The following is an 18,414-nucleotide window of genomic DNA, read 5'->3' as shown; positions in this document are numbered from 1 at the left end:
ATATTAAATGTCTCTATAGAAAACACCCCATGTTTTAAATCAACAATGGGGTGCTAATTGAGAGAGTTTAGCCAACAATAATTTTAAAATAGCTCTTGGCTAGCCCCACCTTCCGTAGAAATTGTCGTGCCTACCTCTTGTACTGCATGTTCTTTCGGTTCTGTTCCTTCAATAAAATACTCACGACGGGAAGAACCTAACTTACCTGTCCGGCTATCAATGGATACAGAAATAACCCCTTTAGGTGGCTTCATTGTTTTCACAGGCACTCCATCCAAAATAGACTTCATAAAGTCATCCCACATAGGCTGTGCACTTTTAGCACCCGCTTCACCACGACCTAGTGTGCGCCTATTGTCATCGAAACCTATCCATGCTGAAGCCACAACATCTGGACCATAGCCAGAGAACCAAGCATCCTTCGAACTATTCGTTGTTCCTGTTTTTCCACCAATATCACGCCGGCCACCTAAGTCTCTCGCTGCACGCCAACCTGTACCAGACCAACCAGGCTCGCCATAGATATTAGTCATCATCGCATCCCTAATTAAGAATGCGAGTGGGGTATTAATCACATGAGGTGCATATTGATCACCGGCATTCCCGTCTAGGTTAGATGCCGTTGTTAATTCCATTGTTGGCTCTTGTATGACGGTATTATCATCCGATTGCGTCACTTCTTCGGTAGATTCATCATCTATACCTTTACTCGCAATAGTGCGTTCAGTATCCCCATAAATCACAGGAATATTCGTACAATCAGGACATGCTATTTTAGGATTAGCTTCGAAAATAACCTCATCATTATGATTTTCGATCTTCGAAATGTAGTATGGGTCAATCAAATACCCACCATTGACCATGACGGCATATCCACGAACCATTTGCATTGGTGTAAATGATGGCGCACCTAGCGCTAACGCCTCTGTACGGTTAATATTTTCCGCAGGGAAACCAAAGCGAGTCAAATAATCAGCGGCGTAGTCCACACCCATGGCTCTCATTGCGCGAACCATCACAACGTTTTTTGATTGGCCTAAACCTTGACGCAAACGAATAGGCCCATCATATCGAGGTGGTGAATTCTTAGGACGCCAATCAGAACCTGCGCCCGCATCCCAACGGCTAATCGGCACATCATTAAGTAATGATGATAATGTCAGGCCTTTATCCATCGCAGCGGTATACAAGAAAGGTTTAATATTCGAACCAACTTGGCGTAATGATTGAGTAACCCGGTTAAACTCACTCATATTGAAGTCAAACCCACCAACAAGCGCAATAATTGCACCGTCATTCGGATTCAAAGCAACAAAGGCAGCATTTACATCAGGCACTTGCCCTAACCACCAGTTATCTTTAACTTTTCGAACCCAAATTTGCTCACCCACTTGCATCACTGCATTTACGGCTCTTGGCGTGGCGCCTTGCTGAGTATCTGAAATAAATTTACGTGCCCAACGCACCCCGGTCATCGTAATTGGGATTTGCGAGCCATCAGCTAACATCACTTGTGCTTCTGAAGCCGTTGCAGATGTTACGACGGCAGGCATTAATGGCCCATAAACAGGCATTTTCTTCAATTTTTCAACAATCTGCTCTGCTGTCCAAGCCGTTTCATTCTGTTTCCATAAAACTTCGGCAGGACCGCGATAGCCATGACGAGTATCGTAGTCGATCAAATTATTACGAACTGCAGTTGTTGCTGCTTCCTGATCTTTGCGGATCACCGTAGTGTAAACTTTATACCCATCGGTATAGGCATCTTCACCATATTTATCAAACAAGGTTTGACGCGCCATTTCGGCTAAATACGGCGCAGAAAAATCGATTTTCGGCGCATGATATGAAGCAACTATTTTTTCATTTTTTGCTTGTTCATACTGGTCTTGAGTAATGTATTTCTCCTCAAACATACGAGAAAGAACCACATTACGACGACTTACCGCACGGTCATAAGAATACAGCGGGTTAAATGTAGAAGGCGCTTTTGGCAAACCCGCAATCATCGCGATTTCACTAAGCGTCAACTCATCTACTGTCTTACCAAAATAAACGTACGCAGCCGCCCCGACGCCATAAGCACGGTTACCTAAATAAATTTTATTCAGGTACAGCTCCATAATTTCATCTTTAGTAAAAAGCTGCTCAATGCGAATAGCTAAAAAAGCCTCTTTAACTTTACGCATCAAGGTTTTTTCAGGACTTAAGTAAAAGTTTCTCGCGAGCTGCTGAGTAATCGTACTGGCCCCCTGAGAAGCATGACCAGATGATGCCATGACAGTAACAGCACGGAAAATACCAATAGGGTCAATCCCGTGGTGATCATAAAAACGGCTATCTTCAGTTGCAATAAACGCTTTTATCATTAAAGGAGGAATTTCTGCCAGCGGTAAAGGAATACGACGTTTTTCCCCATATTGGGCAATCAATTCGTTATCCGCACTGTATACCTGCATTGGAATTTGCAGACGAATGTCTTTCATTGTTGCGACATCAGGTAACTCACCTTCGACATATTTATACATGCCATAAATCGAGGCGGTTCCCAAAAAAATGCAACAGAAAACAAGAATAAAAAAGTATTTTACGAACTTCACCGGAAAATTCCCATGCTCGGCTAACAAGAGGGTTTAGATATCACTAACACACAGTATAAAGCTTATACAGCACAATAGAAAACGTAATTTATTTGTTAATGATAAGGAAATTAACTATGTATACATCAAAATGGAACATTGGGATCGACCTATATCGAGATAGAATCCAGCTAGTCGCTGCAAAGCGGCGCAGACAATACTGGCATTTATGTGAATGTTGGCAGCAGCAATTACCATTCGAATTAACGGATAATTCTAGCCATCAGCAGTATGAAATTTTACTGGATATTTTATTACAATGGCGTCAGAAATTACCTAAAAAGTGTTCAGTATCCTTCGCATTACCTGCCGTTCGTACAATAAAACAACAAATTTCATTACCCAGTGAAATCAAATTGCCACAACCGGAATTAGGGTGGTACTTACAATCTCAAGCTGAAAAGCGTTTTTCTATGCACGCCCAAGAGCTGGTTATCGACTATCGCGTCATCAAACAACAAGTTTATTTTAATGGGGCTCGCCAGTCAGATATTACCTTTTGGCAAAATCTATTTACAGAAAGCGGGTTTAACCTACTTGCTATTGATGTCGCCCCCATAGCTTTACGTTATGTGGCAAGAAATGCGGGTTTACCCGATGAATGTTGGGTTATTCATTACCGACAAGGTGAATGGCTTTGGTCAGGGCCAACTAGCCAACCAGCGAATTACAACCATTTACAAGATACCGACATACCGACACTTTCCCACTTGCTGCCCTTTCTTGATCGAGATGATACTCCCCCTACTTCGCCTATCTACCTGATTACAGATCATCAACATATTCATCACACCGCTAAGGTTGCTCATCATTGGGAATTACGTCAAGCTTTTCAAAAGCATAATATTAAATTACCGCAATTATTGGGGGATTTTGTGATTGCCGCCGGCCTTGCTTTGCGTCATGGAGATATTTAACTGATGGAACTATACCAAGTTAATTTTCTTCCTTGGCGCCAACAGCAAATAAAAAAGAAGATACGAGAGTTTTTACTCTTTTGTTTTGTGGTTTGCTGTTCAGTAATTATAGCTTGTATTTTTTTACTTTTATTTCAACAAATTGAAATAAATGACCTAAAAAACAGAAAGCATAATAGCCAACTGCAATACGAACAGATACAGCAATTAACATTACAAATCACGGCTCAACAAGCACAGAATAACCGTTTGATGAACAAAAAAAAACAGATAGATAGCATCATGGAAAATAATCAATTTTTACTTAGGCTATTACAAAATCTGTCGACTATAACACCGCCCAAAAGTTGGCTCACAAATCTACAGTTAATGGATAACAAAATAGAGATCAAAGCTAACAGTTATGATTTTCAAGATATCAATTCACTCAGCTTACAGCTTAAAAAACACCCTGGTTTGAGCGATATTCAATTGAAAAAAATCAGCCGAATGAATCAATTAAATCGTTTACACCTAACTGCTAAATACCAAGGGGAGTTCGATGAGTGAATCTACACATTCTTTTTGGTATCGCCCTTTTTGGCAACAAACGCTACCGGTTTGCTTCTTCATGGCTCTTTGTATCACTGCTGGGTATTTTTTATACTGGAAAGAAAACCAAAATCAGATCATGGGATTAGCCACTGAGAACCTGAGTTTAACTGAAGCAATTGCAAAAGAAACAAAAACTCTCCGCCACTCACCTTCGTTGCAACAGCTAGAAAAGCAGGCTCAATTGTTAAAACAATCAGTTGATACTAACGAAGCCCCTCTTGAATTACTTACACAGTTAAATACTTTACTTTCCCGTTCTTCAGTCACACTTAATCAATTGCAACCCACAGATATCAATACCTATTTTATGGAGTTCCAAGGCAATTTTGCTGCTATTTATTACGTTATAGAGCAACTTCTTACTCTTCCTCAAACTCAGAGATGGCATTTTCATGACATAAAAATAAATTTAAAACAAGGAGTTATTGTTACCACCATCTCATTTTCTTTTTTCAACAACACTCTTGCTATCAAGGATGATAACCATAATGAATAGCTCACCAACTAACATTCACATGATAATTATTGGAGGACTCCTCTTTTTATCTTCATTTTTAGTCTCTGCCGAAGAAATTAGAGATCCCTTTGCACCACTTACCCCACCTTTAGTAATAGAAAATCAGCCCACTTCGGAGATTACAATAGCGCCGATAGCGCCAAGTAAAACACCACAAGCCGAAAAAATATTTAAATTAGTCTCAATCAATGTTCAAGAGGTTCGTCTCCTATTAGAACACCCTGATACGTCGTTATTATCAAAAAATGCATCTATCCATCACGATATCACGACAAACAGCCTCATTATTAAAGATGATCCAGACCGATTAGCACTGATTGATGAATGGATAAAACATAAAGATATGCCAAATAAACAAGTGCAAATCACCGCACATATCATTAGTAGCAGCCGAACTGCATTACAAGAATTGGGTTTAGAATGGGGAATGATGGCAGGGGGAAACCTGAGCGCTAATCATTTACATCGTTACAACCGTTACTCTTCAATATCCGGGCAATTTTCCTTCAATGTTCTTAGCCTTGGAGAGGGTTTACTTGAAATGAAACTTAAAGCATTAGAAAAAGATAATTTGCTTTCTATTATTGCGAGTCCTCGTTTAGTTGCTTCACACCAACAACCCGCAAGTATTCAGCAAGGTACAGAGATCCCCTACGTCACCAGTAATGAAAAGAAAACGCACGTACAATTTAAAGATGCTGTACTCGGGATGGATGTCACTCCCGCTATTGTGCGTGATGAAAAAGTTGAGTTAAATCTAAAAATTAGTCATAACTCGCCTGATACTGCACTCACTAGCAGTCAACATCATCACTTGGCCATCAATAAGCAAGAAATCGCAACGACCGTCACTATCAAAAATAATGAAACACTTATCCTTGGGGGAATTTTTCAGCAAAAACAAGAAAAAACAGAGACGGGGTTACCTTTTTTATCTCACATTCCTTTTCTAGGTACATTATTCACAAATACGGCAGAGCATATAGATAAACGTGTCCTTATCGTTTTTATAACACCAAAACTTATCAATATTTAATATAGAAAAAATAACGCATATACTTCAAATAGTTGAATAAGCAATAAGTCAAAGATGACAAAAAAAAATATTTTTTATGCCATAAACCTACCGGATAAATTTGACGCTGACGTCGTTTTAGCATACAAGGTTATCCATTGAGTGTTCTAACTATCCGTAGATTAAAGAACAAGCTGTCAGTCGCTTATAAAACAGCCACAATTAATGTTGCTCTACACTTAACAGAAATAACTTGCTGATACCAATAGCTAAAAACTGTTAAAAACCATGATAAACAAGGTATTAGACAACATAGACGGCTCAAATATAGAAACCTGCAATTTTAAATATGGCACTTTGCTTGCTTAGTGCCATATTTATATAGTTGCAATTCAGGTTGATGTATTGAGATAATTTTCTTATCTGATCTCACATCATCACTTATGAGGTTTCAGTTTAGGTCCCGCCGCTAATCTGATTGGCGGGGCGGGTAATCATTAACGAATAATCGTAGTAATACCAAAAAACATGGCAGAGAAACGCAATATCTTTCTGGTTGGACCAATGGGTGCTGGCAAAAGTACTATTGGCCGTCAGTTGGCTCAACAGCTTAATATGGAGTTTTTCGACTCTGATCACGAGATAGAAAAACGCACTGGCGCAGATGTAGGCTGGGTATTCGACCTTGAAGGTGAAGAAGGCTTTCGCGATCGCGAAGAAAAAATCATCAATGAGCTTACAGAGAAACAAGGCATTGTTTTAGCAACAGGCGGTGGTTCTGTTAAGTCCAAAGACACCCGTAATCGCTTATCCGCTCGCGGTGTCGTTGTTTATCTTGAGACCACAATTGAGAAACAATTATCTCGTACACAGCGTGACAAAAAACGTCCACTACTACAAGTTGACGAACCTGCACGTGAAGTTCTTGAGAAACTGGCTGACGAACGTAATCCGATGTATGAAGAAATTGCTGATATTACCATTCATACTGATGAACAAAGCGCTAAAGTTGTTGCCAGCCAAATCATTGAACTATTAGAAAAAAACTAATTATTCATGGTGTTATTTTCAAAAATGAACTTAAGGTAAAGCAAGATGGAAAAAGTCACCGTCACTCTAGACGAACGTAGTTATCCAATCAATATTGCACCCGGCTTATATCAACAAACGGATGCATTTTGGCCATTAACTGCAGGTCAACGAGCAATGGTCGTGACAAATGAAACTCTTGCCCCTATTTATCTTGATAAGATAAAGCATGTTCTTGAATCTTCAGGTGTAAAAGTTGATACCATCATTCTACCGGATGGCGAACAATACAAATCATTATTCATTATGAATGATGTATTTACCGCATTACTTGAAAAACACCATAACCGTGACACCACCCTCATCGCTCTTGGTGGGGGCGTCATTGGCGACTTAACCGGTTTCGCAGCAGCAAGTTATCAGCGTGGAGTGCGTTTTATTCAAGTTCCTACGACCTTATTATCTCAAGTGGACTCTTCTGTCGGTGGTAAAACTGCCGTCAATCATCCATTAGGGAAAAATATGATCGGTGCATTTTATCAACCCGCTTCTGTCGTGATTGATCTCAACTGTTTAAAAACACTTCCCCCAAGAGAACTCGCCTCTGGTTTAGCTGAGGTCATTAAATATGGCATTATCCTCGATAGTGAGTTTTTTAGCTGGCTAGAAGATAATATCGATGCTCTCGTCGCTCTTGATGACCAAGCGATGGCTTACTGTATTCGCCGTTGTTGTGAATTAAAAGCACAAGTCGTTGCGGCAGACGAAAAAGAAACTAGTGGGTTACGTGCACTATTGAACTTAGGCCATACTTTTGGCCATGCTATCGAGGCGCATATGGGCTATGGCGTCTGGTTACATGGTGAAGCTGTCGCGGCTGGCATGGTTATGGCAGCAAAAACAGCTGAGCTACTTGGCCAATTTACTCCTGAACAAACACAGCGGGTGGTCACTCTTTTAGAACGTGCATCACTTCCCGTCACAGGCCCGTCACAAATGAAGCCCGATGATTATCTCCCACATATGATGCGAGATAAAAAAGTGATGGGTGGAAAACTACATTTAATTTTGCCTACCACTATCGGCCATTCGGAAATGCGTTCAGATGTTGATACGCAGACTGTCATTGCGGCAATATCATCCTGTATGTCATAAAACGAAGAAAAACCCGAATTTTTACTGACGTTTTAAAATGTTACTGGTAGATGTTCGCTAAAGTCGTTAAATTATACGGTATGCCTACGCCTATATACGAAACTCTGAAAAAGCGTATTATCAATACCACTTTGGCTAGCGTGGTATTACGAAAGGATATATGCTTTAAAATAAGCAGCGATGCCCTGCTTGGTCGTTAAGAGGTTGTACTGATAAGAGACATTTTATCTCTACTATAGGCAAATTTTATTCGGGAGAGGAAAATGGACGAATTTAAACCAGATAACCAGCCTCAAGGTCAAAATGATCTTAGGCCAGATACATCAGATAGACCGACAGGGCGCTCACGCCAATCATCATCTACTGCAAAACCTAAAATTGCACTCTCACGCCAACATATTATGATTGGTGTAGGTGTTCTGGTTCTATTGCTGCTCATTATTGCTATCAGCTCAGCGTTAAAGGCCCCTACAGAGCATGAAAAGCAACAAACAACGGGTGCAAATAATTCACAGAATATCGACTTATCGGGCTCCTCATCGTTGACAAATTCACAAGGTCAAACGTTATCAGGGCAACCGCAAGAAATTACCGGTTTACAAATCACACCGACACCAACCCAAGGAGAGCCTCAAACTCAACCAAATGGTCTGGGTGAGCGTATCGAAATACCTGGTGATGTCGTTGATGCCTTAAATCAAGGCCAAGTTTCTGTACCAAATACTAACCAACCACAAAATACGACACAGTTAACACCACCAACCGTTAAACCTGTCGAACAGCAACCCGTGGTAAAACCAGTCACACCAGAAAAAACACCTGCAAAACCCGTTGAGCAAAAACATCCTGTGCAGACTAAACAGCCAGCGAAACCTGCATCAACAGCAAGTAGCCAAGGTAGTAATATCATGTCTGCACCAGCTGGTAGCTATACATTACAACTCAGCAGCGCAAGCCGCTCTGATACATTGGAAGCTTTTGCAAAAGAAAACAAACTGGCCAATTACAAAGTCTATAAAACTATACGTAATGGGCAAACCTGGTATGTTCTTATTCACGGAAATTATAGTTCAGTGACCGACGCAAAAAATGCAATAGGAACCTTACCTGCTGCAGTGCAAGCGAAAAAACCGTGGGTTAGAAATATGAAACAAGTCAAACAGGATCAAAAATAACAACGTTTTTCCCCGGGCGCATTATGTTGTCCTGACAGAGTATAGATTTAGTACTCTAAACGATTGTAATAATAAAGACGGCATGAAAAAAAAACGCGCTTTTTTAAAATGGGCTGGGGGCAAATACCCCCTTGTGGAAGAAATCAAAAAACACCTTCCACAAGGTGATTGCTTAATTGAGCCTTTTGTTGGTGCTGGGTCAGTGTTTTTAAACACCAGTTATGATTCCTACATACTGGCAGATATCAACAGTGACCTCATCAACCTCTATAATACAGTTAAAGACCGTGCTGATTCTTTTATCGAAGAAGCCCAGCAAATCTTCACACCTGAATATAATACTTCCGAACAATATTATTTAATGCGTGAAGCCTTTAACCAATCGACCGATACTGAGAAACGCAGTGTCCTTTTTTTATACTTAAACCGCCACTGCTATAATGGGTTATGCCGTTATAATTCTCGTGGTGAATTTAATGTTCCTTTCGGCCGCTATAAAAAGCCCTATTTTCCTAAAGAAGAATTACTGTGGTTTGCTGAAAAATCACAAAATGCGATGTTTATGACTCAGCATTATGGTGAAACTTTGCTCAACGCAAAAGAGGGATCTGTTGTCTACTGTGACCCACCCTATGCACCTTTATCAGATACCGCTAATTTCACCGCGTATCATACGAATTCATTTAATTCGCTTGAACAACAAAACTTAGCGATTTTGGCACAAAAGTTATCAACAGAAAGCAAAATCCCTGTCTTGATCTCAAATCATGATACCCCGATGACGAGAGAGTGGTATCATCAAGCCCAATTACATATTGTAAAAGTACGTCGCACTATCAGTAGAAATATATTGAACCGGACAAAAGTCAATGAGTTACTGGCATTATATCCGGGTATACCAAATAGCCTTTCTCCTAGAAAAATAGATAAGAAAAAAACACAGCGCCTTGTACCTAGCGATGAATGGCTCTCAGATAACGATTAATAATCGGAGACAATAATGAAAAACTTTCTCATTGCCCCATCTATTTTATCTGCTGACTTTGCCCGTTTAGGCGAAGATACTGCCAATGTTCTTGCAGCTGGTGCCGATATCGTGCATTTTGATGTTATGGACAACCATTATGTACCAAACTTAACGTTTGGGGCGCCTATATGTAAAGCACTGCGAGACTACGGAATAACCGCACCTATTGATGTCCATTTAATGGTGAAACCCGTTGACCGCATTATCCCTGACTTTGCTAAAGCGGGTGCAACCCATATTAGCTTCCACCCTGAAGCCAGTGAACACGTTGACCGCTCACTGCAGTTAATTCGCGAGCATGGCTGTACCGCAGGGCTAGTATTTAACCCAGCAACCCCACTTAGCTACCTTGATTATGTGATGGATAAAGTCGATATGATCCTGCTCATGTCTGTCAACCCCGGCTTTGGTGGACAATCCTTTATCCCACAAACACTCAATAAATTGCGCCAAGTCCGTAAATTAATTGATGAGAGTGGTTATGATATTCGTTTGGAAGTCGATGGCGGTGTCAAGGTGAATAATATCGCAGAGATTGCAGCAGCAGGTGCCGACACCTTCGTTGCAGGTTCTGCTATTTTCGACCAACCCGACTATAAAACTGTTATCGACGCGATGCGTAACGAATTACAAAAGGTATCTCAATGACTCAAGTCGTATTAGAGAATATCAAAGCGATAGCTTTCGATTTAGACGGCACTCTCGTAGACAGCGCCAGCGGCTTAGCTGACGCTATCGACAACATGCTCAACGAATTAAATTTCCCTCCCGCAGGTAAAGAACGCGTTTCTATTTGGGTCGGCAATGGGGTTGATATATTAGTTGAGCGAGCGCTTTCTTGGGCAGGAGCCGAAATCACGCCCGAGCTACAAAAAAGAGCGCGAGCCAGTTTTGATAAATTCTATGCAACATCTGTCACAACAGGCAGCCAACTGTTCCCTGAAGTAAAAGACACTTTAGAGCAATTAGCGAAACATGGCCTGCCTATGGGAATTGTAACGAATAAAGCAACCCCATTTATTGCGCCATTATTGAAGAAATTAGGCATTGAACACTACTTTTCTCTAGTATTGGGTAGCGATGATGTCAAAGCTTTAAAACCGCATCCAGCTCCTCTCTACTTAACGATGGGAACATTCGGTTTACGTAAAGAAGAATTGCTTTTTGTCGGCGATTCTCGTAATGATATTATTGCAGCGAAAAGCGCTGAATGCCCGTGTGTCGGTCTGACCTACGGTTATAACTATGGTGAATCTATTGCACTGAGTGAACCGAACTGTGTATTAACACATTTTTCTGATTTATTACCTGCAATTGGGTTATCTGAAATAAAATAAGCAAGGACATAACTAAATGAGTACTCCCACTGAAAATTTAAAGCAACCCCAAAAACCAATCGTATTCAGCGGCGCACAGCCTTCCGGTGAATTAACCATCGGTAACTATATGGGTGCATTACGTCAGTGGGTACAAATGCAAGATGACTACGATTGCATTTACTGTATCGTTGACCAGCACGCTATCACCGTTCGCCAAGACCCTATCGAGCTGCGTAAAAGAACCCTTGATACACTCGCGCTTTATTTAGCTTGTGGCATTGACCCGAAAAAAAGCACTATTTTTGTTCAGTCCCATGTACCACAACACGCTCAACTGAGCTGGGCGCTTAACTGCTACACCTATTTCGGTGAATTGAGCCGTATGACTCAGTTTAAAAATAAATCTGCCCGTCATGCAGAAAATATCAATGCAGGCCTATTTGATTACCCGGTACTAATGGCAGCCGATATTTTGATTTATCAAACAAATCAAGTACCCGTTGGCATTGACCAGAAACAACATCTTGAATTGAGCCGTGATATTGCTCAACGCTTCAATGCTATTTACGGTGATATTTTCACTGTACCCGATCCATTCATTCCGACTGGTGGTGGTGCCCGTGTTATGGCGCTACAAGATCCAACCAAGAAAATGTCTAAGTCTGATGATAACCGTAACAACGTTATCGCATTATTAGAAGACCCGAAATCTGTCGTGAAAAAAATCAAACGCGCAATGACTGACTCCGAAGAGCCACCGCGTATTCGTTATGATTTAGAAAACAAACCGGGTGTTTCTAACTTATTAGATATCATGTCGGGCGTGACTGGTAAGAAAATCGCAGAACTCGAAGCAGAATTTGAAGGCCAAATGTACGGTCATCTAAAAGGTGCTGTAGCAGAAGCTGTTTCTGGCATGTTAACTACTCTTCAAACTCGCTACCATGAATTCCGTAATGATGAAGCACTGCTCAACCAAATTATGGATGAAGGTGCAACTAAAGCGGCTGCTCGCGCGCAAGAAACGTTAGATAAAGTTTATGAAGCAATTGGCTTCGTTAAACGCCCAATTTTATAGTTTATTTTTACATAAGTAGGGGAAATGTACGTATTCCCCTACTTTTTATTATAAGGATAGATTAATACCAAAGAGAAATTGATATAATCAATACACTCATTCATTATCATTTCACTATGCCTTGTCCAATAAAACCATTCAATTTTTTAATCAGCTGATAGTTAGGTGTAATTATTATTTAATAATTAAATTCATTTTCTAGAAAGAAGATCTTATTATTCTCTCCTTTCTAATTGATAATAGCATCAGAAAATGATAGTTAACTAAGCATCTTATCAAGACACACTTATCGATAACATAACGAATAATCAAAAAAATCGGTGAGTTTTTAGTGAAAAAAGAGTCGTGGCCAACCTGATTTGACCACAAAAATAATCTAAATTAGATGAGTTAAAATACTATAGGCAATAAGCTAACAACTTTAACTATCAAAGCTAATTAGCTAATTTAAATAAAATATTTTTATTTTCAATATGTTGAATTACTCACTCTGACACACAAAAACAACTCGTTTGACATCAGAGATACTCCAAAGGTTATCTTTTAACAGTGTGAACTTATAGAAAAGAAGATCGTGATTCCCCGCTAAGTATGCCGATATATCAGGCGGCACATTGTCCGTAGCATTTAATTCTACTTTCCCCTTTTTAAAAATGATGGCATCATCTTTTGTTTTCCCTTGGATAGTCAAAGTTAATACCCTGTCCATGGTATAGCTTTTATTATTATTGTGTACTGTTCCATATTCATTAACGATATATTTATTGTCGTTAACCAAGTGATAAATAACAGAAACCCTACCATAGATCAGCTCTTCTTCTGCTTCATTATTGGTAAAATTAATGACACCATGACAGTTATTCGGTATTGAATATTTTGAGTGAAAAAAATAGAAGCTAGCTACCGCGATAGCCAATATTATGCTACTAACGAACATGTAGATAAATATTGTTTTCGCATTCATAAATATTTTCATCTTTATCTTTTTTGCACCAAGAAAGAATGCTTTCATAAACACCGTTTTTTCCTATAGTCTCACTATCATCATATAAAATGATACCATTTTTATTTTTGCACCTTTCCGCTATATTTTGAGTGTTTTTTTCCATTTCTTTCAAAAAACGCTCTTCATTTGATATTTTTTTTCTTAAAAAAATATCACATCTATCGATGGTTAGCGATTTCACAACAACAGCATTGTACGATTTTGATATATAAAAATAAATTGATATAAACAGTAAAACGATCATTATTAAAATAAAAAAGTATCTCTTTTTTATTTTGATTTTCGTTTTTGCTTTTTTTTCAGAGTTTTTGAACGGCAAGTTTTCGATAGTAGCAGAAGCAACGAATTTAAACCCTTGCTTTGGGATCGTCTCTATTATTTTTTCTAAGCCAAGCTCACTCAAATTCTTTCGTAGCAAAAATATATTTTGACTCAAGTTATGGTTGGAAGATACTCGACCTAATTTCCCCCAGACCTTTTCTAATAAATAGTCTCGACTAATAACTATATTTTGCTTTTTTATGAAAACAGATAATAACTGGCTACAGGGCAATGTTAAGCTTATTATTGTATTATCACGACTTAATGTCTGTGCACTCTCATCATAAATAACTTTATCATTGATAATATATTTCATCACATTAACTTTACTATTAGGTTAACCTTTCATTATATTGCCATATTTGAATACAAAAGATCAACAAACAAATTTCAATTTTTAATGATAACTGAGTGTATCTTTATTTTTCATAAAAAAATTTTTTTATGGATAAAAAGTCACTGACAAGACAATTTTCACCACTATATTTTATTTATTTACATTAAAAATAGATTTCTATAGTACAAAAACAATTAATTTAACAAACTTTTATATCAACAGTTTAGAGTATAAATATTTTTAAATTTATATTTTAGATAAATATTCCGTTAATCTATAAAAACCTGGTTTTTTATTTTGTTTTTTCTTTACTTTGTAGTGAGCGTTTATTTTGTTGAATTTTTACATTAATATTTGAAACTCAAATAACGGACTTATGCTTATTTATTTTTTAATACATATTTAGCCTCTATTCATTTTAGTAATTGAGTACTACTGAATAAGCTGTAAGTAATAAGCTGTAAGTATTGTTGTTATTAATCCTATTGTTGTTATTCGTTTTTAATTATAGAAGAGTGTAGAAAATATGAAATTTAACAAAATCACAACTGCTTTAATTTTTACTGCTGGTCTTGCTACTTTTGGTGTTCAGGCAGCAAGTGAGCCAAGTCAAGGTTCAGGTAAAATTACATTTACAGGTTCTATTATTGAAGCTGCATGTTCTATCAATCCAGATTCAACAAACCAAGAAATCGATCTTGGTCAAATTGCAAAATCACAATTGAAAGACAATGGCCAGTCAACTCCTCGTAACTTCGATATCTTATTAGAAAACTGTTCTTTTGAAGAAGAAAGCCCAGTTGGTCCTGGTGAAGATACTCGTGCTTTAGTCGGTAATACAGTAAAAATCACTTTTGGTGGTTCACCAGCTGCAGGCAGTGCAGGTCCAATCAATACATTATTAGGAATTACCGGAACAGCTAAAGGTGCGGGTGTTGCAATCACTGATGGCTCAGGTACCGTAATTGAACTAAACAAAGAAAGTAATGGCCGTGAATTAATCAATGGCGATAATACTCTGAATTTCTCTGCATACTTACAAGGTATCGATGATGCTAGCCTTGCAACAGGTGAATTCACAGCAGTAACTAATTTCACATTATCTTATATGTAATAATTTATTGGCCGGTCAATATCGTCCGGCCACTATTAATTAGGTATAGCCAGGTGATAAAAAGATTAACATTAGTATTATTTGCCATTTTTTCCACTAATGTTATGGCAAATAAACAAGGGCATGGGAGTGTCACACTCAATGGCCAGATAATTGAATCTGCCTGTTCAATACTAACTGATGATATTTATCAGGATATTGATTTTGGAGCTATATCTATTAATTATTTATCAGGTAAAAGTTTATCTCCAATTAAAGATTTTTCTATTCATCTTGTTAATTGTGACTTGAATAAAGAATCAGGAGAAAAATGGATTGATGCAAATATAACATTTTCTGGATTACTGGATATGAATGTTGAAAATACATTTTTAACTACAGGCAGTGCTGAAGGTGTCGGTATAAAAATATATGATAATGAATTTAATGTTGCAAAAGATAAAGAAGCAATGCCAGCTATTGAGTTACAAGATAAAAATACAACTCTATATTATAAGATACAATTAGTAAGAAATAATAAACCACTTAAAGCTGGTAATTATAAAAGTTTTATTCGTTATATGGTTTCTTATCACTAAAAGCTGATAGTCATTTACTAATGAATATCGTTGATTATTCAGTTGAGAGGTGTTATGTGCTAAATTTAAAAAAAATCATTTTCAAAGTATTATTATTAAATTTTTCTCTTATGCTTTTATCCACCATTAACACTGCAAAAGCTGTAGAATTTAATACTGATATCCTTGATGATGATATAAAAAAAAATATAGACATATCTCATTTTTCTCAAGCTGGATATATAATGCCCGGCAGTTACCTTCTTCGACTATACATTAATGAATATGATGTTATGGAATCAGAATTTTCTTTTAAAGAAAGAAATGAGAATGATATCGTTGAAGCATGCATTAAGCCAGAATTTCTTCCTTTTATGGGTTTAAAAGAAAGTGTTATTGGTGATATAAAAACCTGGGATAATGGTAAGTGTATTGATTTTAATTCAATTGATGGCGCATTCGTTAAAGGTGATTTATCCGATGCATCATTAAAAGTATCTATTCCTCAGGCTTGGCTTGAGTACAGTGATGAGAATTGGTTACCTCAATCCTTATGGGATAATGGTATTCCAGGAATCATGCTTGATTATAATATAAACGGTAATTTCATAAAACCAGACGACGGTAATAGTAGCAAAAATATCAGTTCTAACGGAACACTTGGAGTAAACTATGGCGCATGGCGATTCAGAGGAGATTACCAAGCTAGTTATCGTAATTCCTCTAGAAATACTGAAAGCAAGTTCGATTGGAGCCGTATTTATGCATTTAGAGCATTACCGTGGATAACCTCTCAATTAGTCCTAGGTGAAACATATGTAAACTCTGACATATTTGACACTTGGCGTTTTATCGGTGGCTCATTAATTAGTGATGAAAGGATGATACCACCTAAATTGAGAGGATACGCGCCAGAAATTACAGGCGTCGCAAAAACAAATGCAACCGTTATTGTCAGTCAAAAAGGGCGAATTCTTAGTGAAACGACTGTAGCCGCTGGGCCATTTAAAATCTCAGATCTCAATAGTTTTGTTAAAGGCCGTTTAGATGTAAGAGTTGAAGAAGCAGATGGCAGCGTTCAAACTTATACTGCTGACACAGCGACAGTTCCATATTTAACAAGACCTGGGCAAATAAGATATAAATTATTCACCGGTAAACCAAGTGATAATCAACGTCATATTGAAGGACCTTTATTTACATCAGGTGAATTATCTTGGGGTGTTTCTAATGCTTGGTCTGTTTATGGTGGCCTAATACTTTCTAAACCATATCAATCAGTTAGCGTAGGATTAGGAAGAGACTTGTTTTGGCTTGGTGCATTATCAGTCGATCTAACTCAATCTTGGGCTGAGGTCAATAACATAAATGCTAACAATAAAAACCACACAAATAAATTAAATGGTAAATCTTGGCGACTAAGTTATTCCAAACGATTTGATGAATTAGATAGTGATATTACATTTGCAGGATACCGTTTTTCTGAAAAAGATTATATGTCAATGGGGCAATTCATTGATTCATTAAAAGGAAACTATCTATTATCTAAAGGAAAAGAATTATACACTATTACAGCAAGCAAGAATTTTTCAGAACAGCGGTTGAGCACAAATATCAGTTGGAGTCATCAAACCTATTGGGATAAAGATGACATCGATTACTACAGTTTTGCCTTAAATAAGTATATAGATATTGGCGATATACGAGATATATCATTAAACTTAAATCTATCAAGAAGTAAATATAATTATAAATGGGACAATGCTTTATTCATTGGAATGAGCATTCCTCTTCAAAAAGCAACCGTAAGCTATAATGCTAATTACAGTGGAAATACTTACTCTCAAACTGCTGGTTATTATAGCAGGCTAGATAATGGAGATAGTTATAGAATTAATGTTGGCGTTCGCAATGATAATGGTGTTAATCCACAAATAAGTGGGTTTTACGCTCATAGGGGTGATTCGTCTGATTTAAGCTTAAATGCTTCAATTCTCCAAGGTGATTATAAATCGATGGGCTTTTCCTCTAGAGGAGGAATGACAGCAACAAGCCAAGGTATGGCATTACACCCAGGAGGAAATGCGGGAGGAACTCGAGTATTAGTTGATACCGATAAAACCAGCGGTGTACCTATAGGTAATGGAATACATTCGAATAGATATGGCTATGGAGTTATTACGGATATTAGTAGTTATTATAAAGTATCAATTAAATTAGATGTAAATAAATTTGCTGATGATATAGAACCAAAAGGAACACCTGTTAGAGAGAGTGCATTTACTGAAGGTGCTATCGGTTATCATCACTTTGATATTTTAAAAGGGGCGAAAATAATGGCCTCAATAAAATTAAATGATGGCTCTGAACCACCTTTTGGAGCCCTAGTTAAAAATGCCAAAGGAGATGAACTTGGTATTGTTGGAGATAACGGAAATACATGGATAGTTGGTGCTAATAGTGAAGAGATAGCCTTTATAACATTTGGTAAAGATCAGCGTTGCCAAATACGTTTTCCTAAAGAACTCACTACAGGCGACTCTTTACTATTACCTTGTACGATTAATTGAGGTTAACTATTTATTATGAATAAATCTATTATCAATATTGGTAC

General features: G+C 37.9%; 17 protein-coding genes. 14 read left to right on the top strand and 3 right to left on the bottom strand.

Translation table 11 applies throughout. The features are described 5' to 3' along the window. Positions 1–83: 83 nt before the first annotated feature. Positions 84–2,600: a peptidoglycan glycosyltransferase/peptidoglycan DD-transpeptidase MrcA gene (mrcA, locus tag FVA69_RS00465; RefSeq protein ID WP_004906580.1), complete on the bottom strand. Its 2,517-nt coding sequence runs from the start codon at positions 2,598–2,600 to the stop codon at positions 84–86. A gap of 116 nt (positions 2,601–2,716) precedes the next feature. Between mrcA and FVA69_RS00460 the strand changes: the two genes are divergently transcribed. From FVA69_RS00460 to trpS, 11 genes are all read left to right on the top strand, one after another. Next, positions 2,717–3,556 carry a pilus assembly protein PilM gene (locus tag FVA69_RS00460; RefSeq protein WP_109913171.1) on the top strand — a complete coding sequence of 280 codons (840 nt, stop codon included), beginning with the start codon at positions 2,717–2,719 and terminating at the stop codon, positions 3,554–3,556. A 3-nt stretch (positions 3,557–3,559) separates the two neighbouring features. Further along, positions 3,560–4,105, top strand: coding sequence for a PilN domain-containing protein (locus tag FVA69_RS21580; protein ID WP_164528245.1), 546 nt, complete (start codon positions 3,560–3,562; stop codon positions 4,103–4,105). Next, complete coding sequence (locus FVA69_RS00450) at positions 4,098–4,646, top strand: hypothetical protein (RefSeq protein ID WP_109913173.1); 549 nt, start codon at positions 4,098–4,100, stop codon at positions 4,644–4,646. Before FVA69_RS21580 ends, FVA69_RS00450 begins: the two co-directional genes overlap by 8 nt. Beyond that, a complete protein-coding gene (locus tag FVA69_RS00445) occupies positions 4,639–5,703 on the top strand; it encodes a transporter (protein ID WP_432652825.1) in 1,065 nt (354 codons plus the stop codon). The genes FVA69_RS00450 and FVA69_RS00445 overlap by 8 nt, the downstream gene beginning before the upstream one ends. A 507-nt stretch (positions 5,704–6,210) precedes the next feature. Continuing rightward, on the top strand, positions 6,211–6,732 hold the full coding sequence (gene aroK, locus FVA69_RS00440; RefSeq protein ID WP_164528244.1) for a shikimate kinase AroK: 522 nt from the start codon (positions 6,211–6,213) through the stop codon (positions 6,730–6,732). Between the two features lie 45 nt (positions 6,733–6,777). Then, entirely contained in the window at positions 6,778–7,866 is a 1,089-nt protein-coding gene (gene aroB, locus FVA69_RS00435) for a 3-dehydroquinate synthase (protein WP_004906595.1), read from the top strand. A gap of 263 nt (positions 7,867–8,129) precedes the next feature. After that, on the top strand, positions 8,130–9,041 hold the full coding sequence (locus FVA69_RS00430) for an SPOR domain-containing protein (RefSeq protein ID WP_164528243.1): 912 nt from the start codon (positions 8,130–8,132) through the stop codon (positions 9,039–9,041). A gap of 82 nt (positions 9,042–9,123) precedes the next feature. Next, a complete protein-coding gene (dam, locus tag FVA69_RS00425) occupies positions 9,124–10,026 on the top strand; it encodes an adenine-specific DNA-methyltransferase (protein WP_004906600.1) in 903 nt (300 codons plus the stop codon). 15 nt (positions 10,027–10,041) lie between these two features. Further along, the gene (gene rpe / locus FVA69_RS00420) at positions 10,042–10,716 is read left to right on the top strand and encodes a ribulose-phosphate 3-epimerase (protein WP_004263207.1); all 675 of its coding nucleotides are present in this window, start codon (positions 10,042–10,044) and stop codon (positions 10,714–10,716) included. After that, positions 10,713–11,405 carry a phosphoglycolate phosphatase gene (locus FVA69_RS00415; protein WP_109913175.1) on the top strand — a complete coding sequence of 231 codons (693 nt, stop codon included), beginning with the start codon at positions 10,713–10,715 and terminating at the stop codon, positions 11,403–11,405. Before rpe ends, FVA69_RS00415 begins: the two co-directional genes overlap by 4 nt. A gap of 16 nt (positions 11,406–11,421) precedes the next feature. Beyond that, the gene (gene trpS / locus FVA69_RS00410) at positions 11,422–12,465 is read left to right on the top strand and encodes a tryptophan--tRNA ligase (RefSeq protein WP_164528242.1); all 1,044 of its coding nucleotides are present in this window, start codon (positions 11,422–11,424) and stop codon (positions 12,463–12,465) included. Positions 12,466–12,946: 481 nt separating this feature from the next. Here trpS and FVA69_RS00405 read toward each other — a convergent pair whose 3' ends face one another. Both FVA69_RS00405 and FVA69_RS00400 read right to left on the bottom strand, forming a co-directional pair. After that, positions 12,947–13,429, bottom strand: coding sequence for a hypothetical protein (locus tag FVA69_RS00405; RefSeq protein ID WP_109913177.1), 483 nt, complete (start codon positions 13,427–13,429; stop codon positions 12,947–12,949). Further along, positions 13,392–14,108, bottom strand: coding sequence for a winged helix-turn-helix domain-containing protein (locus FVA69_RS00400; protein WP_110731515.1), 717 nt, complete (start codon positions 14,106–14,108; stop codon positions 13,392–13,394). Before FVA69_RS00400 ends, FVA69_RS00405 begins: the two co-directional genes overlap by 38 nt. A 547-nt stretch (positions 14,109–14,655) precedes the next feature. Between FVA69_RS00400 and FVA69_RS00395 the strand changes: the two genes are divergently transcribed. From FVA69_RS00395 to FVA69_RS00385, 3 genes are read left to right on the top strand one after another with little or no spacing between them, the layout of a single operon-like run. Continuing rightward, positions 14,656–15,243: a fimbrial protein gene (locus tag FVA69_RS00395; RefSeq protein WP_109913231.1), complete on the top strand. Its 588-nt coding sequence runs from the start codon at positions 14,656–14,658 to the stop codon at positions 15,241–15,243. Between the two features lie 53 nt (positions 15,244–15,296). Continuing rightward, positions 15,297–15,821 (top strand): fimbrial protein, encoded by a 525-nt coding sequence (locus FVA69_RS00390; protein ID WP_109913232.1) that lies wholly within the window; start codon positions 15,297–15,299, stop codon positions 15,819–15,821. A 56-nt stretch (positions 15,822–15,877) separates the two neighbouring features. After that, on the top strand, positions 15,878–18,370 hold the full coding sequence (locus FVA69_RS00385; protein ID WP_162598878.1) for a fimbria/pilus outer membrane usher protein: 2,493 nt from the start codon (positions 15,878–15,880) through the stop codon (positions 18,368–18,370). The last annotated feature ends 44 nt before the right edge of the window (positions 18,371–18,414 follow it).

Source organism: Providencia sp. PROV004, from assembly GCF_011045615.1.
Classification (GTDB): Bacteria; Pseudomonadota; Gammaproteobacteria; order Enterobacterales; family Enterobacteriaceae; genus Providencia; species Providencia rettgeri.
Note: the sequence above shows the minus strand (reverse complement) of the source record. Positions and strands in the feature narration are given on the sequence as shown.